The sequence below is a fragment of the Alteromonas australica genome (assembly GCF_000730385.1).
In the GTDB taxonomy this organism is placed as follows: Bacteria; Pseudomonadota; Gammaproteobacteria; order Enterobacterales; family Alteromonadaceae; genus Alteromonas; species Alteromonas australica.
In genome coordinates, this window is sequence record NZ_CP008849.1 from 4,164,894 (window position 1) to 4,189,088 (window position 24,195).

The 24,195-nt window shown below is 46.3% G+C and carries 24 protein-coding genes; 17 read left to right on the plus strand and 7 right to left on the minus strand.

The window, feature by feature from the left end; all coding sequences use genetic code 11:
* Nucleotides 1–97: 97 nt before the first annotated feature.
* Both ompR and envZ read left to right on the plus strand, forming a co-directional pair.
* Complete coding sequence (gene ompR / locus EP13_RS18125; RefSeq protein ID WP_044058501.1) at nt 98–820, plus strand: osmolarity response regulator transcription factor OmpR; 723 nt, start codon at nt 98–100, stop codon at nt 818–820.
* A 50-nt stretch (nt 821–870) separates the two neighbouring features.
* Complete coding sequence (gene envZ, locus EP13_RS18130; RefSeq protein ID WP_044058502.1) at nt 871–2,181, plus strand: two-component system sensor histidine kinase EnvZ; 1,311 nt, start codon at nt 871–873, stop codon at nt 2,179–2,181.
* Here envZ and EP13_RS18135 read toward each other — a convergent pair.
* The 4 genes from EP13_RS18135 to hslR form a co-directional block, all read right to left on the minus strand.
* Nucleotides 2,178–3,350: an MFS transporter gene (locus tag EP13_RS18135; protein ID WP_044058503.1), complete on the minus strand. Its 1,173-nt coding sequence runs from the start codon at nt 3,348–3,350 to the stop codon at nt 2,178–2,180. The genes envZ and EP13_RS18135 overlap by 4 nt on opposite strands.
* A gap of 303 nt (nt 3,351–3,653) precedes the next feature.
* A complete protein-coding gene (locus EP13_RS18140) occupies nt 3,654–5,216 on the minus strand; it encodes a phosphoenolpyruvate carboxykinase (protein ID WP_052364485.1) in 1,563 nt (520 codons plus the stop codon).
* A 330-nt stretch (nt 5,217–5,546) separates the two neighbouring features.
* A complete protein-coding gene (gene hslO / locus EP13_RS18145; RefSeq protein ID WP_044058504.1) occupies nt 5,547–6,446 on the minus strand; it encodes an Hsp33 family molecular chaperone HslO in 900 nt (299 codons plus the stop codon).
* A gap of 24 nt (nt 6,447–6,470) precedes the next feature.
* The gene (gene hslR / locus EP13_RS18150) at nt 6,471–6,875 is read right to left on the minus strand and encodes a ribosome-associated heat shock protein Hsp15 (RefSeq protein WP_044058505.1); all 405 of its coding nucleotides are present in this window, start codon (nt 6,873–6,875) and stop codon (nt 6,471–6,473) included.
* A gap of 127 nt (nt 6,876–7,002) precedes the next feature.
* Between hslR and gspC the strand changes: the two genes are divergently transcribed.
* Genes gspC through EP13_RS18215 form a run of 13 tightly spaced genes read left to right on the plus strand, consistent with a single transcriptional unit; the run spans nt 7,003 to nt 19,796 of the window.
* Nucleotides 7,003–7,932: a type II secretion system protein GspC gene (gene gspC / locus EP13_RS18155; RefSeq protein WP_044058506.1), complete on the plus strand. Its 930-nt coding sequence runs from the start codon at nt 7,003–7,005 to the stop codon at nt 7,930–7,932.
* Nucleotides 7,933–7,950: 18 nt separating this feature from the next.
* Nucleotides 7,951–9,996, plus strand: a complete 2,046-nt coding sequence (gene gspD, locus EP13_RS18160; RefSeq protein WP_044058507.1) for a type II secretion system secretin GspD — start codon at nt 7,951–7,953, stop codon at nt 9,994–9,996.
* Nucleotide 9,997: 1 nt separating this feature from the next.
* The gene (gene gspE / locus EP13_RS18165) at nt 9,998–11,563 is read left to right on the plus strand and encodes a type II secretion system ATPase GspE (RefSeq protein WP_044058508.1); all 1,566 of its coding nucleotides are present in this window, start codon (nt 9,998–10,000) and stop codon (nt 11,561–11,563) included.
* Nucleotide 11,564: 1 nt separating this feature from the next.
* The gene (gspF, locus tag EP13_RS18170) at nt 11,565–12,791 is read left to right on the plus strand and encodes a type II secretion system inner membrane protein GspF (protein ID WP_044058509.1); all 1,227 of its coding nucleotides are present in this window, start codon (nt 11,565–11,567) and stop codon (nt 12,789–12,791) included.
* Entirely contained in the window at nt 12,791–13,228 is a 438-nt protein-coding gene (gspG, locus tag EP13_RS18175) for a type II secretion system major pseudopilin GspG (protein ID WP_044058510.1), read from the plus strand. The genes gspF and gspG overlap by 1 nt, the downstream gene beginning before the upstream one ends.
* A gap of 8 nt (nt 13,229–13,236) precedes the next feature.
* Nucleotides 13,237–13,863: a type II secretion system minor pseudopilin GspH gene (gene gspH / locus EP13_RS18180; protein ID WP_052364486.1), complete on the plus strand. Its 627-nt coding sequence runs from the start codon at nt 13,237–13,239 to the stop codon at nt 13,861–13,863.
* Nucleotides 13,860–14,267 carry a type II secretion system minor pseudopilin GspI gene (gene gspI, locus EP13_RS18185; RefSeq protein ID WP_044058511.1) on the plus strand — a complete coding sequence of 136 codons (408 nt, stop codon included), beginning with the start codon at nt 13,860–13,862 and terminating at the stop codon, nt 14,265–14,267. The genes gspH and gspI overlap by 4 nt, the downstream gene beginning before the upstream one ends.
* Nucleotides 14,267–14,893 (plus strand): type II secretion system minor pseudopilin GspJ, encoded by a 627-nt coding sequence (gene gspJ, locus EP13_RS18190; RefSeq protein ID WP_044058512.1) that lies wholly within the window; start codon nt 14,267–14,269, stop codon nt 14,891–14,893. The genes gspI and gspJ overlap by 1 nt, the downstream gene beginning before the upstream one ends.
* A complete protein-coding gene (gspK, locus tag EP13_RS18195; protein WP_044058513.1) occupies nt 14,890–15,885 on the plus strand; it encodes a type II secretion system minor pseudopilin GspK in 996 nt (331 codons plus the stop codon). The genes gspJ and gspK overlap by 4 nt, the downstream gene beginning before the upstream one ends.
* Complete coding sequence (gene gspL / locus EP13_RS18200; protein WP_044058514.1) at nt 15,885–17,084, plus strand: type II secretion system protein GspL; 1,200 nt, start codon at nt 15,885–15,887, stop codon at nt 17,082–17,084. The genes gspK and gspL overlap by 1 nt, the downstream gene beginning before the upstream one ends.
* Entirely contained in the window at nt 17,081–17,560 is a 480-nt protein-coding gene (gene gspM, locus EP13_RS18205; RefSeq protein ID WP_044058515.1) for a type II secretion system protein GspM, read from the plus strand. The genes gspL and gspM overlap by 4 nt, the downstream gene beginning before the upstream one ends.
* Entirely contained in the window at nt 17,557–18,312 is a 756-nt protein-coding gene (locus tag EP13_RS18210) for a type II secretion system protein N (protein ID WP_044058516.1), read from the plus strand. The genes gspM and EP13_RS18210 overlap by 4 nt, the downstream gene beginning before the upstream one ends.
* Before the next feature lie 56 nt (nt 18,313–18,368).
* Entirely contained in the window at nt 18,369–19,796 is a 1,428-nt protein-coding gene (locus EP13_RS18215; RefSeq protein WP_044058517.1) for a YdgA family protein, read from the plus strand.
* Between the two features lie 76 nt (nt 19,797–19,872).
* Here the strand turns inward: EP13_RS18215 and EP13_RS18220 are convergent, their stop codons facing one another.
* The 3 genes from EP13_RS18220 to yrfG all read right to left on the minus strand — a co-directional run bounded on the left by EP13_RS18220 (nt 19,873) and on the right by yrfG (nt 22,692).
* Entirely contained in the window at nt 19,873–21,261 is a 1,389-nt protein-coding gene (locus EP13_RS18220; protein WP_044058518.1) for an NAD-dependent succinate-semialdehyde dehydrogenase, read from the minus strand.
* A 191-nt stretch (nt 21,262–21,452) separates the two neighbouring features.
* Complete coding sequence (gene yjjX / locus EP13_RS18225; protein WP_044058519.1) at nt 21,453–21,995, minus strand: inosine/xanthosine triphosphatase; 543 nt, start codon at nt 21,993–21,995, stop codon at nt 21,453–21,455.
* A complete protein-coding gene (gene yrfG, locus EP13_RS18230; protein WP_044058520.1) occupies nt 21,988–22,692 on the minus strand; it encodes a GMP/IMP nucleotidase in 705 nt (234 codons plus the stop codon). The genes yjjX and yrfG overlap by 8 nt, the downstream gene beginning before the upstream one ends.
* A 66-nt stretch (nt 22,693–22,758) precedes the next feature.
* Here yrfG and nudE point away from each other — a divergent pair, with 66 nt between their 5' ends.
* Nucleotides 22,759–23,322, plus strand: a complete 564-nt coding sequence (nudE, locus tag EP13_RS18235) for an ADP compounds hydrolase NudE (protein WP_044058521.1) — start codon at nt 22,759–22,761, stop codon at nt 23,320–23,322.
* Nucleotides 23,323–23,325: 3 nt separating this feature from the next.
* Entirely contained in the window at nt 23,326–24,171 is an 846-nt protein-coding gene (gene cysQ / locus EP13_RS18240; RefSeq protein ID WP_044058522.1) for a 3'(2'),5'-bisphosphate nucleotidase CysQ, read from the plus strand.
* Nucleotides 24,172–24,195 lie beyond the last annotated feature (24 nt).

Below are 24,195 nucleotides of genomic sequence, written 5' to 3' on the forward strand. Positions count from 1 at the left end.
TTGTAACAAAGAGAGATGCGCATTAGTGCATTCATCTCTTTTGTATTGTGCACCTTGTGGTTATAGTGAAAGAAAAGTAATTTCAAGGGTCTACATAATGGGTCAGGAAACGTCTAAAATTCTTGTGGTTGATGATGACATGCGTCTTCGCAGCTTATTAGAACGCTATCTGGTAGAACAAGGATATCAAGTTCGAAGCGCCGCCAATGCAGAGCAAATGGACAGATTACTTGAACGAGAAAATTTTCACTTAATGGTGCTGGATTTAATGCTACCCGGTGAAGATGGACTGTCTATTTGCCGGCGCTTGCGCCAAGCCAACAACGAACTCCCCATTATTATGCTCACCGCTAAAGGCGATGAAGTAGACCGCATCATTGGTTTAGAAATGGGGGCAGACGATTACCTGCCTAAGCCCTTTAACCCACGAGAACTGCTTGCACGTGCGAAAGCCGTACTGCGTCGTCGCAGCAGTGAAGCCCCTGGTGCGCCCTCTAAAGATATACAAATAATCGAGTTCGGCGAGTACAAACTGAATCTGGCCACACGGGAAATGATCGCAGGAGATACGCCATTAACGTTAACCAGTGGAGAATTCGCGGTGCTTAAATCGTTAGTGACTCATCCTCGCGAGCCTTTATCTCGGGACAAGCTAATGAACCTAGCTAGAGGACGAGACTACAGCGCCCTTGAACGGAGTATTGACGTTCAGGTATCGCGACTACGTCGAATGTTAGAGAAAGACCCTGCCAACCCCCGCTACATCCAAACAGTGTGGGGACTAGGCTACGTATTTGTTCCTGATGGCGCAAAAGTGTAATTATGACGCCTTTACTCCCTGTTTAGCGACATTTCACTGAGATAAACACCGTGCGACTCATTCCTCAAAGCGCCTTCGGCCAAACTGTGATGCTTATTGGCGTTTTGCTGTTAATCAATCAAGTGGTGTCTTATTTATCGGTGACTTATTATTTTATTCAACCCAGCTATCAGCAAATTAATAGCTTACTGGCGACACAGGTGAAAGGCGTATTGGCCAACGACCTTTTAGTGAGTAACGAAGAAAACCGCCAACGCTACTTTAAACATACCCAAATACGCATCCTCAATAGCAGCGACGCCAAACGTAAAGGGTTAGAAAATGCCGTTTACTATGGCTTTATGTCGTCCCAAGTGAGTGAGCAACTTCGGCAGTTGGCCGATGTGCGTATCAGTACAGTATCGCAACAGTCTGATAATTCTGCGCCCTACACGGTGTGGGTATCACTGTCTCGTTACCCAGATACATGGATTGCCATTCCAATTACCGGCCTTAATGAAGCTAACATTTCTCCTTTAACCATGTATCTCATGGTTATCGGTATTCTCAGTGTTGCTGGCGGTTGGCTATTCGTACGCAGGATGACACGACCGTTATCTGCTTTGCAACGCGCAGCGTTTGAAGTAGGAAAGGGAAAGCACCCTGCGCCACTGGCCGAACAAGGCAGTACCGAAATGATTCAGGTTACCCGCGCATTCAATAAAATGAACCAGGGTATAAAGCAGTTAGAACACGACAGAACCTTGATGACGGCGGGCATTTCACATGACTTACGCACGCCACTCACCCGCATTAGGTTAGCATCAGAAATGTTACCCGATGATCAAGATTGGATACGAGACGGCATTGTTAACGATATCGAAGACATGAATGCCATCATCGACCAGTTTATTGATTACGCTCGTTACGACAATGAAGAAGCCAAAGAAGAAACTGACCTTAATGCGCTTATCAGTGAACTCACTCAAGCCCGTCACGTGGAAGAAGGTCATCATATAGACTTAAAGCTTAATCCACTTCCTCCTGCGAATTTACGCCGTGTTGCGATGAAGCGTGTCATCGATAACCTGATAGAAAATGCCTTTCGCTATGGCTCTGACAATATTGTTATCACGAGCTTTTATGACCGCCATAAAAAGCGTATTTATTGCAAAGTACGGGATTTTGGGCCAGGTATTCCGCCGGAAGAATTAAGCAGCGTATTTATGCCGTTCGCCCAAGGTAACAAAGCACGAAGTTCGTTAGGCTCGGGGTTAGGATTAGCCATTATACGCCGTATTGTTGAAGCTCACGATGGCCAAGTTCAGTTAAGAAATCACACTGAAAGTGGCCTGATTGCGGAGTTTTATATTCCTATTTAAGCGTGGTGTTGCTTTACCAGCCTACTATAACCAAATGCCGCCAACCACAATACACAACCGCCCATGGGGATAACCCAAAACGCGGTAGTCAGAGGCACATAGTTTGCCCACAAGCCCGTAGAAAACGACGCCACTTGCACCCCTGTTGAATTACCGATAATACAAATACCGGATAACACGGGGCCGTTTTGGCTGTCAATATTCATTGCCGCCGATAGCATTAATGGAAAAAGCCCACCTAGACCTAGCCCCAAGAAGAGATTGCCCGCGCCAATTCCGTACAAACTCGGCATCAGCTTGATAGCAAACACGCCCACTAACGAGGCGCTGGCCATAAATACAATGAGGCGGTGAACCGACACAAACCGCAATAAAAAAGGAAACACCAAACGGCTAATGACCATGCCCGCTGTGAAGCAGGCTAGAAGGTTTCGCGATTGCTCGCCGGTAAAGCCAATTCCGTTTTGGGCGTAGCTGACAAACCAGTTTGCGTTACCAAATTCAACCGCACCATAGCCAAAGCTTAACAGCGCCATAAAAATAAATATGGGCTGCTTAATCACCGCGCCAAACGCCAGTGTTTTGCGCTCTGGCTTAGGTTGGCCTTTTAACACTTTAGCTTGTGAACGAGCAGCAATATAGGTGTAGGCGGACACACACACCATGACCGCAGCTAGAACTTGGATGGGTAAGCGCCAATTTTCTGCTATGCCGTACAGTACAGTAACAAAGAAGGAAGCGGCAAAGGTTCCTAAGCTGAACATAAAGTCCATTAGCCCCATCATGGTAAAACGCTTTTCTTCGTATAACCGCGCTATCAATGTGTGGCCTAGGGTAAATATGGTAGAGCTAACTATACCAATGAGTACAGCAACCACTAACACCCATTGCCACTGATGCAATTGAGAAATGGTGAACAGCAATAACGCATTGATGCTGAGCAATGCGGCTAAAAGCGGCATATGATCAAAGCGGCTCACGTATTTTCCGCCTATCACCGCACCTAACATCATACCAATACTAAAAAGAGAGAAAAAAGTCCCACTAACAAGCTCAGACATGCGTAAGTCTTTAGCAATATCTGGCAATAATATCCCCCATAAAATGAACAACATACCCAGCAAAAAAAAGCCAGAAAAGATAACAATAGTAACGGGGCGGCGGCTCATCCGGTCTCCTTGAGGTCCAGCATTTAAAACAAATTTAACGTCATGTGCACGGGACGTGCGTTATCGTAGGTAGGGTATGTGTTACTTATTATGAGGATTTGCATCGCTTTAGTGCGAGTTGAGCATAGCTTACGCCTTTAGTATAAAAGGCACAATAGAATCGCATAAAAAAGCCCGCGCAAAGCGCGGGCAATAACATCAATCACGTTGAGTGTGATGAACGTTGGGAAGGGGGAGGGTTTAATTCCCCTACATCTCTTTGACTAAGGAATCGCGCCTAAACTCAACCTTAGTCAGCAAGATTTAGTGGCCAGGGCCTGCGTTTACTATGGCGGCACTGACATCATATTTAGTAAAGTTTTGCTGGAAGCTTTCTACAAGACTGCTCGCAAACTCCTCGTATTTATCGGCGTCTTTCCATGTATTTTTGGGCACAAGCAAATGGCTATCCACACCTGGCACAGCAACAGGTACATCTAAATTTAGCCCTTCAATATGCTGCGTTTCTACGTTGGCAAGTTCACCTGATACCACGGCATCGATAATCGCCCTTGTAGTGGGAATATCAAACCTTTGCCCAATACCATAAGGCCCACCCGTCCAGCCGGTATTCACTAAGTACACTTTCGCGCCAAAGGCTCTTACGCGTTTAATGAGTAACTCCGCGTACACACCCGCTGGGCGTGGGAAAAACGGCGCCCCAAAACAGGTAGAAAAGGTGGATTCAATATCTGACGTTGAGCCTATTTCGGTTGACCCTACTTTCGCCGTGTAGCCACTTAAAAAGTGATAGGCGGCTGCCTCCTCGCTTAGCACCGATACTGGAGGTAAGACACCGCTGACATCGCAAGTTAAGAACACCACTGACCGAGGCTCACCGCCTCGATTTTCAAGCACCCGTTTCTCGATATGAGACAAAGGGTAAGCAGCGCGAGAATTTTGAGTTAAACGGGTATCGGTATAGTCCGGGGTGCGTTTTTCATCTAACACCACATTTTCCAATATGGTGCCAAATTTTATAGCGTCCCAAATCACCGGCTCATTTTTGTGTGATAAGTCGATACACTTGGCGTAGCACCCGCCTTCTAGGTTAAACACGCTACCAGGCGCCCAACCGTGTTCATCGTCACCAATTAAGAAGCGCTTGGGATCCGCCGATAACGTGGTCTTGCCCGTTCCCGACAAGCCGAAGAACAAAGTGACATCCCCTTTTTCACCCACATTTGCAGAGCAGTGCATAGGTAGAATATCTTTTGCCGGTAGCAAGAAATTTTGCACTGAAAACATGGCTTTTTTCATTTCCCCTGCATAGCGCATCCCTGCAATCAGAACCTGCTTTTTGGCAAAATTGATGATGACAGCGCCATCGCTGTTCGTACCGTCTCGGTCTGGTTCACAACAAAATCCAGGTACGTTAAGCACTTGCCAAGGTTGCTCTTGGGCTGGGTTCCATACTTCGGGAATAATAAATAGGTTTCGTGCAAAAACGTGCTGCCATGCGGTTTGTGTTCTCACTTCTAACGGTAGGGCATGAGCAGGATCCGCACCTACTTGCAAATGCGAAAGAAAATGCTCTTGAGTATTCAGGTAGTCTTCCACTCTCTTCCACAGCACATCAAATTTATCTGCATCGAAAGGTTTATTTACCTTACCCCAATCAATATCTTGTTCCGTCGAAGGCTCTTTCACAATAAAACGGTCATTGGGAGAACGACCCGTTCTTGCGCCCGTTTCCACCACCAGCGCACCGTTTTTATCCAGTACACCCTCGGCGCGTTTCACCGCACGCTCAATTAACTCGGCGCTTGATAGATTCAACAATGGTGAAACCTTTAATCCCGTTTGCAAAGACGCTGCTGCACTCATACCTGCCACCCCAAATGTAATTTTTCAAAAGAACTTTCAAAAAGTAACACTAAGACAAGTGTAAAGTAAATAAGGTATTTTTATGCATTCTTAAAACACATACCGACTATTTACCACGGATAACTTTCATAAATATTGTAATAAAATTACATAAATAGAGGGAGATTGAGAATAAGGATGCATAATCATGTAAAAAAACCAAAGATAAGTGGGAAGGGACGGCGAGAATGAAAAAATGTAACAAGATTTGACTCTCGTGTCAGGAACGCGAACGCCTAACCAGTAAGCACCTATTGCATTAAAAGAGGGGCAATAGGTGCGAGAGTCAACTTATTGGCTTGCTTCTGGCGGCGTAATATTTCCGCTGTGGATAGATTCAACGTCGATACTGTCGAAGCGATATTCAGTGTGGCAATACTGACAGTTCATTTTGATCGCGCCTTCTTCTTCAATGATGGACATAAGCTCCGACTTTTCAACATGTCGTAAAGCTTCTGCACTGCGCTCCTTTGAGCATGTGCAAGCAAACTTAACCGCATGAGCGGGGAACAATTCCACGTCTTCTTGATGATAAAGACGATAGAGAATGTCTTCTACAGAGAGAGAGAACATTTCTTCTTCCGTTAAGGTCTCTGTCAGCGTTGCAATATGTGAAAACGCTGTAGACTCATTAACATCGGTGGCGCTAGCGTCTGTTGGTAGCACCTGAAGCAAAACGCCCGCCGCCTTAACACGTTCTGGGTTTTGCATATCTGTCATTAAATGTACACGCGTAGCTAGCTGTTCAGATTGCGTAAAATACGCTTCTAAGCATTCGGCTAACGTTGGCTTTTCAAGTGCCACTACGCCCTGATAGCGCTCGCCTTCCTCAGGCGTAATGGTCATAACAAGTACAGCGCTTGTCAGTAGCTCTGAGAAAGTTTCTGGTAAGGTAGACAAACTGTCGTCCCAGCGCGCGACACCACGCAGGGTCTGGTCGTGGGTGGCGTTTATCACTGCGTAACTTACCGGCCCTTTGCTTTGTATTTGTAGCGCTATTTCACCTTTAAATTTTAGCGTCGCTGTAAGCAAGGATGTGGCTGCCGCCATCTCACTCAACAAACGCTGAATTTGTACGGGATACTCATAGCTATGCACAATATGGTTTAAACTCTCATCTAAGCGAACCAGTTCGCCACGAACATTCGCATTCGCGAAGATAAAACGATGTAATGTGTCAAAAGCACTCATAAACTTATCCTAATACGCAGCACACTATTGCTGCTTAAACTTAATAATTTGACGCCGCTGTTTTTTATCCGGCCGATGATCAGGTTTTGGACTATGAAACGCATTAAGCTTTCTTGCCGCTTGGTTCTCTTCACGTTTTTTTACACTTTCTTCTGTTTCCTCAAAAAGTGCCTGCGCCAACGCGGCTCCCAGTCGTTTATCACTTAAACCTAGCACACGAATTTCGCGAATATCCCATCCTGTGGGAACTTTTATCATCGCGCCATGCTCTACCGTTCTGCTTGGCTTCGCACGTTGGCCGTTGTAGTGAACTTTCCCTGACTGAACCATGTCTCTGGCAATGGCGCGCGTCTTAAAGAACCTCGCTGCCCATAGCCATTTGTCTAGCCTTACATTTAGCGGTGTATTCTCGGTTTCCGATTTGGACATGTAATATTTTCGTAACGGTTGGGCTTTAGTGTTGTGACCCCCACCTCTACTAGGCTATTATGGGTCGGCTAAAGCGCGGTTAACCAAAATTTCACTTTTAATAAAAAGCAGTACCATCAGTGGCAGCATGACATTCGACAAACTCAACCCACAATCGCTGGTTACCTATGTAAACCAGCACCAGAAACCACTACACACGCTTCTTGTGGTGCTGTTAAGCTTGTACCTAATAGCTTTCGCTGCCAAATTTGTGTGGCGAATTATACCTGAACCTCAGCTATCTGCGACTACTCAAGTGTCAAAAGCATCTGTTGTATCTACGCCTTCAGGGCAAGGTGGGGTCAATATCAGTAAAATACAACAGCTAAATTTGTTTGGTGACGCCAAGGCCGCCCCTAAAATTGTAGAAGAAGCGCCCGTTACCGATGCACCGGAAACCCGTCTAAAGCTCACGCTTGCCGGTGTGGTTGCCAGTTCAGAAGAATCCGCAGGGACGGCAATAATCGAGTATAAAAACAGCCAAGCGGTTTATGGTCTGGGTGACAAAATAGAAGGCACCAATGCTTCGTTAAAGCAGGTGTATGCTGATCGGGTAATTATTAAAAATGGCATACGCAATGAAACGCTCATGCTTGAAGGTATAGACTACGAAGAAGCCAATAGAAAGCGTCAGCAGCAAGCTCGCCGTAAACCCGCACCTAAAGAAGAGGAATCACGTACCCGTGAGTTAAGCGATAAGGCACTTGAAGCCACTGCGGCCTTGCGCGAAAGTCCGGCAAACTTTACTGACTTCATTTCTGTGTCGCCAAAAACCCAGGAAGGTCGCCTTATTGGTTATCAAGTTGGCCCAGGTAAAGACCCTTCATTGTTTAAATCGGCGGGCTTAAAAGCCGGCGATATTGTTTCTCAAATAAATGGTTTGGATTTAACTGATATTCGTCAGTCGCAAAACGCACTGTCAGAATTACGCACAGCCCAAACTATCGAGCTTACTCTCATTCGTGATGGAAGCCTCACCACGCTCTATCTAGATTTGCCAGAGCCTTCAGTCGAATAAGAAATAAAGGAAGACGGAATGAAAAGGCGCACTAGCCAAAAGATATTATCTCGCGTAAGCACAGCACTATGCACTGCCCTTCTCTGCTTTTCAGTTAGTGCAGCCGAGTACATGCCTAATTTTAAAGAAACGGATATTAATGAATTTATTAATATTGTGGGCAAAAACTTAGAGCGTACCATTATTGTCGACCCAAATGTGCGAGGGAAAATAAGCGTACGAAGTTACGATATGCTGGATGAAGACCAGTACTATCAATTTTTCCTCAACGTGCTTCAAGTCTATGATTTTGCCGTTGTTGAAATGCCTAGCGGCATTTTAAAAGTCGTACGTTCTAAAGATGCAAAAACTTCAAATATTCCTGTGGTTGAAGGCTCAGCTCGCGACGGCGATGAAATGATTACCCGTGTGGTTCCAGTGTATAACGTACCTGTACGCGAACTTGCCCCCATACTTCGTCAATTAAACGACCAAGCGGGTGGCGGTAATGTGGTGAGTCACGACCCTTCAAACGTTATGATGCTTACCGGTCGCGCCGCAGTGGTGAACCGTTTAGTGGAAATTATTGAGAGAGTCGATAGAGCCGGTGACGAAGAAGTCGAAATTGTTAAGCTTCGCTATGCGTCTGCGTCAGAAATGGTTCGTATCATCGAGAGCATTAACAAATCCCAAGGTAAAACCAATTCAGGAACCAAATCTGAGCCTCGCGTAGTCGCGGATGACAGAACAAACTCTGTGATTGTCAGTGGTGATATAAAAGCTCGTCAGCGCTTAATCAACTTGATTCAACGTATGGATCAAGAGCTAGAAACTAATGGCAATACCCGTGTTCTTTTCCTCAACTACGCCAAAGCAGAAGACTTAGTCAAAGTGCTTCAAGGCGTATCCGCTAGCATTCAAGCGGAAGAACAAAGTGGTGGCACAACTCGCCGTACGGGAACTAACCGCGAAATCAGCATTGATGCTCACCAAGATTCTAACGCCATTGTTATTACCGCAGAGCCCGACATGATGCGTTCATTAGAAGACGTGGTGCGCCAATTGGATATTCGTCGGGCACAAGTTCAAGTAGAAGCTATTATTGTGGAAGTCTTTGAAGGCGATGGTACCACCTTTGGTGTGCAATGGGCCTCTGAAGCAGGCGGCGGTACACAATTTAGTAATGGTGTTGTGCCTGTAGGTTCATTGGCCGTTGCACTAAAAGAAGCGGAAGACGATACCGATACCGAAGCTTATGTTACCGATGACGGTGAAGTTGTCACGGTCACCACCACCGACGAAGGCGACTACTCATCTCTTGCCAGCTTGCTCGGCAGCGCCAACGGCCTGATAGCGGGTATTATTGAAGATGGTTGGGGTGCAGTGGTTCAAGCGGTCAGCACAGATACCAACTCAAATATTCTCGCCACACCGCACCTGACGACCATGGACAACGAAGAAGCGTTTTTCATCGTCGGTCAAGAAGTCCCGATTATTACCGGGACCACCACTGGGTCGAACAACTCAAATCCATTCCAAACCGTAGACCGCCAAGAGATAGGTATTAAGTTGAAAGTGACCCCTCAAATCAATGAAGGCGATGCGGTACAACTGTTAATTGAGCAAGAGGTTTCTAGCGTTAGTGGTGCAACGTCTGTGGATATTTCTATAAACAAGCGTGAAATTAAAACCACCGTTATTGTGGATGATGGTGGCACCATTGTACTGGGTGGCTTAATTGACGAAGACGTACAAGAAAGTATTTCGAAAGTCCCTCTGTTAGGTGACATTCCCATTTTAGGGCATTTGTTTAAAAGCACGTCGAGTACCAAGCGTAAACGCAACCTGATGGTATTTTTAAAACCCACGATTGTGCGTGACGGGGCCACCATGAATGCCATCAGTCACAGAAAATACAATTATATGCGTGCCTTGCAGCTTAAGCGCCAGCAGGAAGGCATCACCCTTATGCCATCAGCGGAAACCCCGTCTATGCCAAACTGGGATGATAAGCTTTCACTTCCGCCGTCTTTCGAAGAGTACTTAACTGAGAAAGAAAAACAGAAAGAAGAAGAGAAGGAATAACATGGCGGGGCAAGACGAACAGTTAAGCTTGGCAGTAGAGGCGCAAGAAGAAGCCCTAGAAGCCATGGCACAAGACGAAGGATTGCCAGAGGCCCCCGTCGGCCCCAAACAACTTTCGTTTAGCTTTGCCAAACGCAATCAGGTGTTACTTGAAACCAATGAAACACCTGCGGTACTGTATTTTACCGAAAATACCCCTTTTGAAGTTTTTGCAGAAGTTCGACGCTTTTACGGCGAACCTTTTGTGCCAAAAACCATTGCCTCTGATGAGTTTGAACACCTGCTAACCAGTGCATTTCAACGGGACAGTTCCGCCGCCAAACAGTTAATGGAAGACTTAGGCAACGAGAGCGACTTATTCGCTTTAGCCGAAGATCTACCAGACACTGAAGATTTGCTAGATAGTGAAGATGATGCCCCAATTATCAAGCTTATTAACGCCATGCTTGGCGAAGCTATTAAAGAAGGTGCCTCAGACATACACATTGAAACCTTTGAAAACCAATTGGTTGTACGCTTTAGGGTAGATGGTGTATTGCGGGAAATATTACGCCCTAATCGCAAGCTTTCTTCTATGTTGGTGTCGCGAATTAAGGTAATGGCGAAATTAGACATTGCTGAAAAACGCGTACCGCAAGATGGCCGTATCACGTTACGCATTGCAGGGCGAGCTGTAGATGTGCGTGTATCGACCATGCCTTCTAGTCATGGTGAGCGTGTAGTGCTGCGCTTGTTAGATAAAAATAACGCACGCCTGAATTTAGAAGATTTAGGCATGACAAAAAATAATCGTGGTCACTTCTCATCATTGATAAGAAAGCCCCACGGTATCATTTTAGTTACCGGCCCCACAGGGTCAGGTAAAAGTACCACGCTGTACGCAGGTTTAAGTGAAATCAATTCACGAGATCGCAATATATTAACCGTAGAAGACCCCATAGAATTTGATCTTCCAGGTATTGGCCAAACCCAAGTTAATCCTAGGGTGGATATGACCTTTGCTCGGGGTTTAAGGGCCATATTACGACAAGATCCTGATGTGGTGATGGTGGGTGAAATCCGTGATATTGAAACTGCCCAAATTGCTGTTCAAGCCAGTTTAACCGGTCACTTAGTATTATCGACCCTGCATACCAATACTGCGGCTGGCGCAATCACACGTCTGGAAGATATGGGCATAGAGCCTTTCCTGCTGTCATCAAGCTTATTGGCTGTGCTATCTCAACGATTGGTGCGCACCCTTTGCACTGAATGTAAGAAGCCCCATTCCCCAGATACGCAAGAGAAAGAGGTATTGGGGATAAGTGCTAATGAGTCATTAACCATTTACACACCTCATGGCTGCGCCGCGTGTAATCAAACAGGTTACCGAGGCAGAACCGGCATACACGAGTTGCTCATTGTAGACGAAAAAATTCGCGAAATGATGCATGAAGGCGTAGGCGAACAAGCTATAGAAAAACATATTCGCCACACAACGCCAAGTATACGTGAAGATGGCTGTCGCAAAGTTCTGGCTGGTATTACTGCCCTAGAAGAAGTGCTTCGGGTAACCAGAGAGGATTAGTATGGCCGCATTTGCTTATAAGGCCGTTAATGCTCGTGGCCGCAATTTAAATGGAGTACTGGAAGGGGATAACGCCCGTCAGGTACGACAACAATTGCGCGAGAAAGGGCTAATACCTCTTGAAGTGGAACAGGTGGCTGAGCGCTCTCAAGAGAGCGAAAAGGGGTTTGCAGCCTCCTTATTTAAGCCACGTATTTCGGCTTCTGACTTAGCGCTATTAACCCGCCAATTAGCTACCTTGGTAGAATCGTCGTTGCCTGTTGAGGAAGCGTTACTCGCGGTTGCAGAACAAAGCGAAAAGCCCCGTCAAAAAAATATGATGATGGCCGTACGCAGTAAAGTCGTCGAAGGCCACGGGCTGGCTGATGCACTCGCAGAATTCCCCAGTGTGTTTGATGACCTGTTCAGAGCTATGGTGGCCGCCGGTGAGAAGTCAGGGCATTTAGACACGGTGTTAAACCGCTTGGCTGACTACACCGAGCGCCGACAACAAACCCGCAGTCAGATTATTCAAGCCATGGTCTACCCCTCGCTTATGTTATTTTTCGCGTTTGGTATTGTGCTCTTACTGCTGACGGTGGTGGTTCCCAAAATTGTCGGGCAGTTTGATCACATGGGGCAAGATTTACCGGGGATCACCCAGTTTTTGATTGCCATAAGTACTTGGCTGCAAAACTACGGGCTCTTTATGCTGATGGTGATTGCAGTACTTGTGGTTATTGCGCAGCGTATTCTTCAGCAAAAACACATGAAGTTAAAATTCCACCAGCTCATACTCAAGTTACCGCTTATTGGCAAAGTTTCCCGAGGCATGAACACGGCACGTTTTGCCCGTACACTGAGCATACTCAGCGCCAGTGCAGTGCCACTACTCGAAGCCATGCGCATTTCCGGTGATGTGCTGGAAAACCAACATATTAAGAACCAAGTGGCCGATGCTGCTGTCAATGTAAAAGAAGGCAGCAGTTTGCGCGCCGCACTAGAGAACACAAAAATTTTTCCGCCAATGATGATGCATATGATTGCCTCTGGTGAGAAATCTGGCGAGTTGCAACAAATGCTAGCCCGTGCCGCCGACAACCAAGACCGCGAATTCGAAGCCCTTATTGGTATTTCACTAAAAGTCTTCGAACCGTTACTAATCGTTTCTATGGCAGGCATAGTTTTGTTTATTGTTATGGCAATTTTGCAGCCAATTTTGGCCTTGAACAACATGGTGAATATCTAATGAGAACCTTAAAACGCAATTCTGGATTCAGTTTAATTGAAGTCATGGTGGTATTACTTATCATCGGCATTATGGCCTCTATGGTGGCGCCGCAAATATTGGGCAACCAAGAAGAAGCTCAACTAAAAAAGGCCGCCGTTGATATTCAACAGCTTGAAAGTGCCCTTGAGATGTACAAGTTACGCAACAACCGCTTTCCCACCACAGAGCAGGGTTTAGATGCGCTAGTGAATGCGCCCACTATCGACCCTATTCCACGCAATTACCCCGATGGTGGCTTTATTAAACGTCTGCCTGAAGATCCTTGGGGCAACCCATACGCATTAATTAGCCCAGGGGAATTAGGCGCGGTTGATTTATTTTCAAACGGCCCTGATGGCGAGCCGGGAACTGACGATGATATTGGTAACTGGAACATTAACGATTACCTTAACTAAATTATCCTATGCCTAACGTGAACCCAAAGCGAAGTGTACCCCGAGGCTTTACCTTGTTAGAGGTAATGTTAGTCCTCTTACTGATGGGGTTAGCCGCGGGCTATGTGATGTTTAACGCGTTTGGTGCCAGCAAAAGTGATTTATTAAAAAGCCAGGCCCAACGGCTACAGGTTATCGTAGATATGGCCAGTGATTATGCTGTATTAAATCAGCAGCAATTGGGTATACGAGTAGAGCAAGCGGAAAATAGCTATTATTTTGTCTACCTCGATGATGAGGACGAATGGCAACGAGTAGAAGACGAAAAAATGTACGCCCCTTATACGCTGCCTGAACCCTTTACCTTAACGCTGAATTTAGACGACCTACCTTGGGATGAAGAAGACAGTTTATTCGATCGGGACTTGTTTGATGAGAACCTCAGTGTGTCTGATGCTGGAGTAGACATTGGTAGCGAGGAAGAAAAAACATTGCCTCCACCACAGATCCTCATTATGTCCAGCGGGGAAATTACGCCCTTTAGTTTGATGTTTAATTACGAAGGTGATTTCAACGAAGAGCCGGTTTACTTTGCATTGCAAAACAAAGAAACACCGCCTCTTTCCCTAACAGGCCCTTTGGATAGCCCAGAATGAAGTGCTTCAATACGCCCTGTGGGCCAATCAAGCAACAAGGCATGACGTTACTTGAGGTGATGGTCGCCTTGCTGATTTTTGCACTAACCGGCAGCGCTATTTTAAAAGCCGCAGGGGATCACCTAAGCAATGTAGGGCAAGTAGAAGCGGTTACCTTCGCCAATTATGTGGCCAGCAACCGGCTAAATCAGCTACAAATTGACGCCACATGGCCGCCAAAAAATAATTTAAAGGGTGAGATGCCAATGGCCCAGCGCACTTGGTACTGGCAGCAAAACGTGGTGAAAACTAACGACGACGACTTGCGCGCCGTAACTGTGAAGGTGGGGCTACAACAAGACTATAGCGACAGCGTCACCAGCGTCACCACCTTTGTTGCCAAACCGACCTCAGGAAACCGCTAATGCAAAAAGGATTTACATTGTTAGAAATCCTCATTGCCATGGCCATTTTCACCCTGATTGGACTGGCATCAACAGGGCTACTGACCACCGTTATAGACAGTAACGACTTATCGAGCGAACGGTTCCAAAAATTACAGCAACTACAGCGCGCGATGGTAATACTAGAGCGAGATATTCAACAAGCCGTCCCCCGTGCCGCTCGTATTGAGGGTGAGCAACAAAATGTGGTCATGGCGGGTGGTGAAAGTGACATGGGCGACGGCGACACCCTAGGTTTCGTGCGCAGTGGTTGGCACAACCCACAGTACATGCTGCCCCGCAGTACGTTGCAGTCGGTAGTTTATCGCTTACAAGACGGCAAATTAGAACGGCTATACAGTAACTACGTAGACAATGTCATTGGGCACGAGCCTAAAATACGTGTCTTGTTAGACAATATTGAGCGCTTTGATGTTGAGTTTCTCAGCCATCAAGAGAATGCGGATGATAGCGACAGCGAAAGTGGCTGGTCTAAAAGCTATAAAGGCTCGGTATTACCGAAAGCCGTGGCGATAGAGTTTGATAGTAAAGATTTTGGCACGATACGTCGTGAGTTTGCCTTGACGCCAGGAGGGCAACAATCGTGAGACATTCTCTCAAACGCCAACACGGTGTCGCCTTGATGATAGTGCTGATGATTGTGGCGTTAGTATCGGTTTTAGCGACAGAAATGGGCACGCGTTTGCAATTACAAATACAACGCACAGCAAACATCAAAGATAACAATCAAGCCTACTGGTACGGCGTAGGTGCTGAAGCTTTTGCAAGAAAATCGATTCAAACCCTGATAGAAGAAACAGGCGATAAAATTTCACTCAGCCAACCTTGGGCACAACCTATTGCCTACCCGCTAGAAAACGGGGGCTTAGAAGCCGAACTAAAAGACTTACAAGCGTGTTTTAATTTGAATGCGATTTTACAAGGTGAATCAACGTCAACGGGGTCTAATAGCGATATCACTGAAGCCATGGCAGCATTTCATACCATGTTGCTTGCCCTTGAAGTAGATGGAATAGACGACTATACCGCCGATACAGTAAGAGACAGCCTGGCGGATTGGATAGATTCCGATGACAACATGCGTCCCTATGGTGCGGAAGACAGTGAATACGAGTCAAAAGAATTCCCTTATTTAGCCGCCAATGGGGTTATGGCATCCAAGTCAGAACTTCGTATTGTTAATGGCGTCTCGGCTAACTGGCTAAATGAGGTTATGCCCCTTGTATGCGTTATACCTGGCGTGGAAACCATGGCGATTAATGTTAATACCATTGAAGAAGATAACGCCGCTTTGCTAGCGGGTTTGACAGGCTTAGACATCACCCAGGCAAAGGGCGTAATCAGTAGCCGGCCCACTGATGGGTGGGACGACGCTGACGATTTTTTAAATGAAACCACCATTGCTGCTCTGGATTTGTCAGACACGCGCAAAGACTGGTTTAAAGTCACATCTGAGTATTTTATTTTGCACACGAAAACCCGCTACAATAAAGCAACCTTTAAGCTTTCCACCGTGTTTCATGCTGAAGAAGGCGCGGGCGTAAGCATAGTAAAACGCGAGTTTGGAGGAATTAAGTAATGGAACAACTCCTTGTCAGATTAGGCGCGACCGAATCTGATCCCATTAGCTGGATAGTCTACTCCACCTCAGAAGAAGAAATTATCGCTTCTGGCGAACTCACCCATGCAGACGACCTTGCAACCTTACGTGAACGCGCTGGCAATCGTGCGGTGATAGCGCTGGCCCCAAGCAGCGAAGTTTTGCTCAAATGGGTGACTTTACCACCTCGGGCAGGCCGCAAAGTACTCTCTGCGTTACCGTTTATGCTAGAAGATGAACTGGCCACCGATATTAGCGAGCAATTTTTTGCCATTGGGCCCAAACAGGGTGACAAACAAGCCGTGGCGGTAGTCAGTCACGAAAAGTTAGCCTTGTGGACACAATGGTTGGGTGACGCCGGATTATTTTGCGACCGTTTAATCCCAGATGTATTAGCAGTGCCGACTACAGAGAACGGTTGGTCACTCCTGACGATGGGCGAACAATTACTGGTTCGCCAAGACACGTTTAAAGGTATTCAAGGTGAACAAACCTGGTTACTTCCTACCTTAAGTCACTTTACCGCCCAGCACGATGGCCCCGTTAACATCACTAATTACGCCGGTATTGATTTAACCGACACACCGAATATTAATGTTAACGATGCGCCTCTAGATTTGCCTATGCAGGTGCTGGCAAAAGAAGCCATGACAAGCAATTTCAACTTGTTACAAGGCGATTATAAGGTTAAGCGTCAAACCAATACATTATGGTCGCAATGGCGAGTAGCTGCGGTATTGGCGGTATTGGTGCTTTGCACCAGCCTGATTGATAAAGGGGTTACCTTGTATCAGCTGAAAGCTGAAAATGCGGCGCTAAAAGCCCAAATAGACAGTGCCGTAAAACAAGGGTTTCCTAATTTAGGAGCCTATCGCAACGTAAAGCTTAAATTGCAATCTGAGCTTGATAAACTCGCGCTAGGTGGCGGTAATGCGTCTATGTTGATTATGCTGGAACAGTTAACGCCTGCATTTTCCAGTACCAAAGTGAAGCCGCAAACCCTTCGCTTTGACGCCAATAGAACCGAAATTCGTATTCAAGCAATGGGGAAAACCTTCGAGTCATTGGAGCAATTTCGCCGCCAGGCAGAAGCCGCTGGGTTTCTTGTTGAACAAGGTGCAATTAACAACCGTGATGATATGGTGATTGGCACAGTATCTATTCGGAGCGCGTCATGAAGGCCATGATTGAGAAATTTAAAGCGTTAACAGAGCGCGAACAAACCTTGGTATTAGTGTCGGGTGTCGTGGTGCTTATCGCACTGTTTTATTACCTTGTCTGGTCGCCACTTAACCATGCTCTCACTCAGCAGCAGAAGCTATTAGATAATCAGCACGCATTACTAGTATGGGTGGAAGACAGTGCCGCTAGAGCGAAGCAATTGCGCATTAATAGCGCCGGAACCCGTACACTTTCCGGTTCACTTCCTCAGGCCGTTAACCGGTCAGTGGCACAACATAATATTGAAGTGTCGCGCATGCAGCCTCAAGGGGATGAATTGCAAGTGTGGGTCGATCAGGCCCCCTTTAACGATGTGCTTGCTTGGCTTAAATCCATGGAGAGTATGGGCGTAGTTATATTGCAAGCAGACATTGCTGAAGCTGATGCCGCAGGTTATATCAAAATTAGACGTTTACAGTTAGGAAAAGCATGAAGTTACGTATAGGTTGGATACTTGGCGGCCTGATCGCCTTTTTGGTTTTTGTTATCGCCTATATGCCCGCCATTCATGTTGTTGGACGGCTCGATTTACCAAAAGGTGTTTCAATCAATAAGGTGTCGGGGACGATATGGTCTGGCAAAGCACAAACCTTAGTGGTTAACGGTTTACCTATTAACAACCTTAAGTGGTCAATATCACCTTGGTCGTTATTCACCGGCACCTTAGCAGGCGACATAACCGCTGGAAACATTCGTAACACTGACGATATTGCCTTTAGCGGCTCGCTTTCCACCTCGTTGTTTAACTTCAATGTTTTGGATGCAGAAAATGTGGTGGTTTACCTTCCTGTGGATCGCGTACTTGCTCAAGTAAAACTGCCCCTACCGGTTAATGCTGGCGGGCGTTTTAAAGTTAATATTCAAGAGCTCGCTATTGGGCAAACTTGTCAAACCTTGTCTGGCACAGGTGACTGGTTAAATGCCACCGTAGCAGGCACTCAAGGCCCTATAGATTTCGGTACTTATTCGGCCAAATTAAGATGTGAAGGCGATGATATTGGCATTAGTGTCAGTGAGCCTAACCTATTGGGGTTATCGGTAGATGCCATTGTTGCCATGAATTTAAAACGCATTAATGTAGAGGGCAAATTCAAGCCAGATGAAAGTTTGCCAGAAGAAGTTCATCAAGCCTCTCGCTTCTTTGGTCAGCCAGATGCTAATGGCTATATTGCCGTAAAATTATAAATTCAGTGACATTTGCTGACTGAATACCACACCAAACCTAAACAAGGGATTGTACTATGAAGAAAATTGCCTTAATCAGCGCGGCGGTAACGCTAGCGGTTCTCGTTATTGCGCCTAAATTTGTTGGCGATAACGTGGAATCCCAGGTGATAGACATCACTGATGCCTTAAACAACCATAGCATTTACGGGGCCGAGATTATTGAATACCAAAAGGGTTGGTTCAGTAGTACCGCGGATATCGCACTGACCATTAACGTCAACGATATTTTTAATGCTCAAAATGGCGCGACCTCTGCTGCCCCCACCGAAAGCAACCCCACTGTTATGGCGAAATTAGTTGCGCATCATGGCCCGATTTACGTAGGCGATAGCGTAGGCATTGGCCAAGCTCAATACAGTGTGGTGTTAGAAGGGGAAGGGTTTAGAGAGTATTTGCAATGGGATCAGGACAGCCCTTTTTATCGTAATCAAGGGGTAGTAGGGTTATTTGGCGGCTTGTCATATGAAGATGAACTGCCAGCCATGACAGCAAGTATCGAAGAAGAAAGCTTTTATTTTTCATTTTCCGGCTATCAAGGTAAGGCAAAGAGTGAGGGAGACGCCACCCACTTTACCGGTTTAGCCCCCACTTTCTCATTTTCTACGGCCGAGTTTACCACCACAGTATCGACCTTAGATGTTGCTATGACTAGCTACGGCAGCATGCTTGCAGCCATTAAAGGCGAGTTGTTGGCATCAAGTAGCACCTTGTCTGTGGAAAAAGTCACCATTGAGCGCATAGAAGAAAGCACGGTAACCGTGAATGACATGGTCTTAACCACAGACGCCACACTCGAAGACGATGGTGCACTGGCTAACCTTGGAATGAACTACACAGTGAGCTCTGTTATGGCAGACGACTTTGAAGCTAGCTCGCTAGAATTTGGCCTTGAGTTCAACCGTTTAGATACCGACTTCATCAAAGCATATCAAAAGTTTAATAATGAATCGCTTTCTACACCGCCTCTGGAGATGGCGGCAAAATTAACCTCACTGATTGACGATCACCTATTAAGTTTACTGGCCGCATCGCCAGAATTAAATATTACCCACTTGTCGGGCACCTTTCCTGAAGGTGACATCCGCGCTCATGCCAATACGAAGCTGGTTAATATCGACACCTTACCCGATAACCTGATGAACCCAAGTTTTTGGGCCAAGCACTTAGACGCTGAGCTTGCCCTAGATGCGAAAGAAGAAGTTATGGTTTGGCTCACGTCGCTCTATTTGCAGAATCAGTATCAATCTACGGTAGAGGGTGCCAGCATGAGTGATGAGGAGTTACGCCGCGTAGCGCTAGAACAAGCACCAGGGGTTTTAGATTTCATCATAATGCAACAGCTTATGGTCAAAGAAGAGGGTCGCTATCGTTCAACAATAGCGGTCAAAGACGGTTTTTCTACTGTTAACGGCACCAAGGTACCTATTCCTCTTGCTCAATAGCCGCATTTACAAACAATGAAGCGGTAAGGTTACTTCAACCTTACCGCTTTTTGCATAATGTCATTGTGTGACACACTTACTCAGCCTGCTTTTCTGCCACCATAATCGTTTTAATATTTACAAATTCCCGCATACCATAACCGCCGTGCTCACGACCATAGCCGCTATCTTTTACACCACCAAACGGTAGGTTTGGCTGAGCCAATGAATAACCGTTAATATTGACCATACCGGTATCAAACTCATTCTTCGCTAAATCAATTGCATTATCAGTATCACTACTGAATATTCCGCCCCCTAGGCCGTAGCGAGAATCGTTAGCCACTTCCATCGCTTGCTTGTCATCTCTTGCACGAATAAGCGAAGCGACGGGGCCGAATAGCTCGTCGTCATAAGCAGGCATGCCTGGTGAAACGTCTTCAAGCACGGTAATAGGATAAAAATAGCCACCGTCGTCGGGGATTTCACCCCCTAATGATAACGTGGCCCCTTTATCGATAGATTCTTTCACTTGTTCATGCAACTCGTCCCGCAAATCTTTTCGCGCCATGGGGCCAAGATCGGTATTTTCATTAGTAGGATCACCAACTTTCAGCTTCTTACACTGGGCGATAAATTTATCTTTAAATTCGTCGTACACGCTATCGACCACAACAAACCGTTTTGCAGCCACACAGGTTTCGCCATTGTTAATCACTCGGCCTTGAATACACATCTCTACGGCGTGGTCGATATCGGCGTCAGCGAGCACAATAAAGGCATCGTTACTACCAAGCTCCATGACGGTTTTCTTTGACAAGCTCGCCGCTTCTTTCGCGACTTGTTTGCCTACTTCATCGCTGCCGGTAAAGGTTACGCCACGTACATACTTATGCTTGATAAGGTCGCTTGCGGTGCCACCATCAATCAGTAGTGACTGATATACATTTTTCGGAAATCCTGCATCTTCGTAAAGCTGCTGAATAGCCACCGCCATGCCAAATACATTTTTAGCATGCTTAAGCACGGTAGTATTGCCCGCCATGATATTCGACACGCTGTATCTGATCACTTGATACAGCGGAAAATTCCAAGGCTGAATACCTAAAATAACCCCAATGGGTTGATAGGTAATAATGGCGCGTCCTCCTTCAAAGATACGATGTTCATCTTCTAGAACAGCAGCGCCATGCTCTGCGGTATAGCGACAGATTTGCGCGCAAAGCTGCACTTCTTGTTTACCTTGCGCGGTAACTTTCCCCATTTCTTTGGTCATGAGGTTGGCGAGATCATCAACCCGAGCTTCCATTAAATCGGCAAGATTGTTTAGCAAATCTGCACGGGCAGCAAAAGATGTTCTGCGCCAATTTAAATACGCTTCTTGAGAACGGGTAATGGCTTGTTCGGCATCGTCCGCTGACATCAAATGATAATGATCTAACTTCTCACCCGTCGCTGGGTTGTAGGTATCAATTGTCTCGCTCATAGTTACACTCCTTAATCCGTTGGTTAAGGAGCTATTGCAACTAAGAAGCCAAATTAAAGCGAACTCACAAATGCTTTATATATCATTAGATTAGCTGTAAAAGCGCCAACAAATTTCATTGTTCAACACGCTTAGCAGTTGGTAAAGATTACGGCCAAAGGTAAAGATTTCATTCTCTTTGGCCGCCAAGATTAGTCTGTGTAGAGGTCGGGAAAGTGGAACTTGGCCATGGCCAAGGTGAGAGCTACTTGATACACACTTTGCCGGGTAGCATGGTGACGGGTAAGTAAGCCAATAGCGCCGCCTTTTTGTTTGATATTGTGTGTGTCAAACAAGGCATCCATCACATCGCCTAACTCTTCTCCACGCTGTAGCGCCTGGTACACGCTCACTGGCAAAGGTAGGTTTGCACTTCGTCCCACTGACCAATGTCCTTCATGATAGATAACCACATAGGCAAAGGTCGCTGGGCCATCTTCAAAAACATCTACACCACCTTCGATGGCAACATACCAGGCTTCGTTTTCCCCACCACCATGAAGGGACAGCAACGCTTTCACCCGGTTGATGGCGCCTTCTCGGGTTTCTTCTTCTGTCATGGGTTGGTCGGATACGCCACTGGGAACAGATATTCCCTCTACCTCAAAGGCTTCATCAAGTGTGTCACTTAAGGTTTCAAGGGCGGCATTCACTTTTACTGGATTTTGAGATCCCACATAAAGATAACTAATCATGGTTTTTCTCTATTGCATGTTGACGTATGTCATCCAGCATAAGGCGATAATCGGTGACAGCGGGAAACTCTGTGATATTGCGGTGCGGCAAGGTGCTATCAGGGTTGTCCACTGCTAGTAGGTGTTTAATACCGAATTCTTTTGCCGCGGCCAATATAGGTAAAGAGTCGTCCACGAACAAGGTGCGCTCGGGGTTGAATTTCACCCTAGCTTGCAGCTTTTGCCAAAGGGATTGAGACTCTTTGGTGACACCAAACTCGTGGGTAGATATTAAATTGTCTATGTGGTCATCGAGTTGTGTAAACTCAAGTTTTAGCGCTAGGCTTCCAGGGTGGGCGTTGGTCACCAAAACCACGTTTCTCCCCGACGCATGCAAGGCCTCTAAAAAGGGAATGGTATCGTCTCGCAAGGTTAATAAATGCGCTAACTCTCTTTTGAGTGGCATAAATTCGTTATGTAAATCTAGCGCTAACGATTCGGCCCAATACTCAAGACAGTACCACTGTATCTGTCCAAAAACAGATTCATACCTTTTGGCCATTTCTTCTTGGCTTTGCGCCTCAGAAATACCACGCAATTCGGCTAACCGTTTGGGTAAATGATGAAGCCAAAACTGGTTATCGTAGTGAAGATCCAACAAGGTGCCGTCCATATCCAGCAACACCGTATCAATTTCATTCCAGGGCAGAAAGGGCAAGCGATTTTCCTTATAATGAAGTAAGCTAGATACAGTAGGTATGATAACAAAGTTGTAGCGAGAGACATGCGAAAAATTGACCCGAATAAGCCGTTACCACAAATTCATCATCGGGAAATCGTTGCCCAGAGTAAACTCTTTCGGGTAGAACGCCTCGATTTAGAGTTCTCAAATGGTGCAACCCGCCAATTTGAACGAATGGCCGGGGGCAATCGCGGTGCCGTTATGATTGTACCTATGATAGACAAAGATACCTTAGTGCTTATTCGAGAATACGCCGCGGGCACCCACTCATACCAGTTAGGATTTCCAAAAGGGCTAATTGACCCTGGTGAAAGCGCCCTGGAAGCCGCCAATCGCGAATTAAAAGAAGAAGCCGGATTTGGCGCAAACGAATTAATTGAGCTACATAAAGTAAGTATGGCGCCTACATTCTTTAATGCCAATATGACCATTGTATTGGCACAAGACTTGTATCCTCAACAGCTAGAAGGTGATGAGCCAGAGCCCTTGGAGGTTATTCACTGGCCCCTTGCCGACGCTGATGCGTTACTCGCTCGCGAAGACTTTATTGAAGCTCGCTGTATAGCCGCCCTGTTACTAGCTCAAAAGTGGTTTAAGGAACAATAATTTATGCCCGATGATGCCCACGAAGACCTATTAGAAATAGCCAAAAGAATTGCAATAGAAGCTGGTGAGGCCGTGCTCACCGTGTATGATAAAGGCGAGTTTGATGCCTACCAGAAAGAAGATGATTCGCCGGTAACCAGTGCAGATTACCTTGCCAATGACATCATTACGAAACAGCTTAGCGAAGCCACCCCCGATATTCCCATTCTTTCTGAAGAAAACAAACACGCCAGTTTAGAAGAACGCAAAGACTGGCCACGTTACTGGCTTATCGACCCCATTGATGGCACACAAGAATTTATCGCCCGCAGCGGCGACTTTGCCGTGAACATTGCCCTTATTGAAAATAATGAGCCAAAGATTGGCGTCATTTTTTGGCCCCCAGGGCAATCATTGTATTACGCGGAAAAAGGAAAAGGAGCGTTTAAATCGTCTCCCGACGGGGATCATCCTATTTCGGTTCGCCAACTAGACGACCCTAAAAACAGCGTGGTTATGATTGCCATAAGTCGTCGCCAATCCCGTGAAAAGGTATTAGGCCGTATGTGTGCTAAACGGGTATACCAAACCCTGCCTTTAGGCAGCTGTTCACTGAAAGCGTGCTTTATTGCAGAAGGTAAAGCCGACGTATTTATGCGTATTGGGGTTACCGGAGAATGGGATACAGGCGCCTCACAGTGCATTGTTTCAGAAGCGGGTGGTAGCATTGCGGCCGCCAATTTCGAACCTTTGACATACAACCAGCGCCATTCGCTAGAAAACCCGGATTTTGTGGTAATGGGCGATCAACGGGTGCCTTGGCAAGACGTTGTGCAGTATAATGATTTTGTAAACCCTCATACAAAGTAATAGATTTATCGTAAGGTTTCACGT

What these genes read in the sequence shown, in the direction of transcription:
- gspE (WP_044058508.1), top strand. Translation starts at nt 9,998, where the DNA reads ATGGCGGGGCAAGACGAACAGTTAAGCTTGGCAGTAGAGGCGCAAGAA.
- nudE (WP_044058521.1), top strand. Translation starts at nt 22,759, where the DNA reads ATGCGAAAAATTGACCCGAATAAGCCGTTACCACAAATTCATCATCGG.
- ompR (WP_044058501.1), top strand. Translation starts at nt 98, where the DNA reads ATGGGTCAGGAAACGTCTAAAATTCTTGTGGTTGATGATGACATGCGT.
- EP13_RS18135 (WP_044058503.1), bottom strand. Translation starts at nt 3,350, where the DNA reads ATGAGCCGCCGCCCCGTTACTATTGTTATCTTTTCTGGCTTTTTTTTG.
- gspL (WP_044058514.1), top strand. Translation starts at nt 15,885, where the DNA reads ATGGAACAACTCCTTGTCAGATTAGGCGCGACCGAATCTGATCCCATT.
- gspI (WP_044058511.1), top strand. Translation starts at nt 13,860, where the DNA reads ATGAAGTGCTTCAATACGCCCTGTGGGCCAATCAAGCAACAAGGCATG.
- EP13_RS18140 (WP_052364485.1), bottom strand. Translation starts at nt 5,216, where the DNA reads ATGAGTGCAGCAGCGTCTTTGCAAACGGGATTAAAGGTTTCACCATTG.
- yjjX (WP_044058519.1), bottom strand. Translation starts at nt 21,995, where the DNA reads ATGATTAGTTATCTTTATGTGGGATCTCAAAATCCAGTAAAAGTGAAT.
- EP13_RS18220 (WP_044058518.1), bottom strand. Translation starts at nt 21,261, where the DNA reads ATGAGCGAGACAATTGATACCTACAACCCAGCGACGGGTGAGAAGTTA.
- gspG (WP_044058510.1), top strand. Translation starts at nt 12,791, where the DNA reads ATGAGAACCTTAAAACGCAATTCTGGATTCAGTTTAATTGAAGTCATG.
- gspH (WP_052364486.1), top strand. Translation starts at nt 13,237, where the DNA reads ATGCCTAACGTGAACCCAAAGCGAAGTGTACCCCGAGGCTTTACCTTG.
- hslO (WP_044058504.1), bottom strand. Translation starts at nt 6,446, where the DNA reads ATGAGTGCTTTTGACACATTACATCGTTTTATCTTCGCGAATGCGAAT.
- gspM (WP_044058515.1), top strand. Translation starts at nt 17,081, where the DNA reads ATGAAGGCCATGATTGAGAAATTTAAAGCGTTAACAGAGCGCGAACAA.
- gspD (WP_044058507.1), top strand. Translation starts at nt 7,951, where the DNA reads ATGAAAAGGCGCACTAGCCAAAAGATATTATCTCGCGTAAGCACAGCA.
- EP13_RS18215 (WP_044058517.1), top strand. Translation starts at nt 18,369, where the DNA reads ATGAAGAAAATTGCCTTAATCAGCGCGGCGGTAACGCTAGCGGTTCTC.
- EP13_RS18210 (WP_044058516.1), top strand. Translation starts at nt 17,557, where the DNA reads ATGAAGTTACGTATAGGTTGGATACTTGGCGGCCTGATCGCCTTTTTG.
- cysQ (WP_044058522.1), top strand. Translation starts at nt 23,326, where the DNA reads ATGCCCGATGATGCCCACGAAGACCTATTAGAAATAGCCAAAAGAATT.
- gspJ (WP_044058512.1), top strand. Translation starts at nt 14,267, where the DNA reads ATGCAAAAAGGATTTACATTGTTAGAAATCCTCATTGCCATGGCCATT.
- gspF (WP_044058509.1), top strand. Translation starts at nt 11,565, where the DNA reads ATGGCCGCATTTGCTTATAAGGCCGTTAATGCTCGTGGCCGCAATTTA.
- gspC (WP_044058506.1), top strand. Translation starts at nt 7,003, where the DNA reads ATGACATTCGACAAACTCAACCCACAATCGCTGGTTACCTATGTAAAC.
- hslR (WP_044058505.1), bottom strand. Translation starts at nt 6,875, where the DNA reads ATGTCCAAATCGGAAACCGAGAATACACCGCTAAATGTAAGGCTAGAC.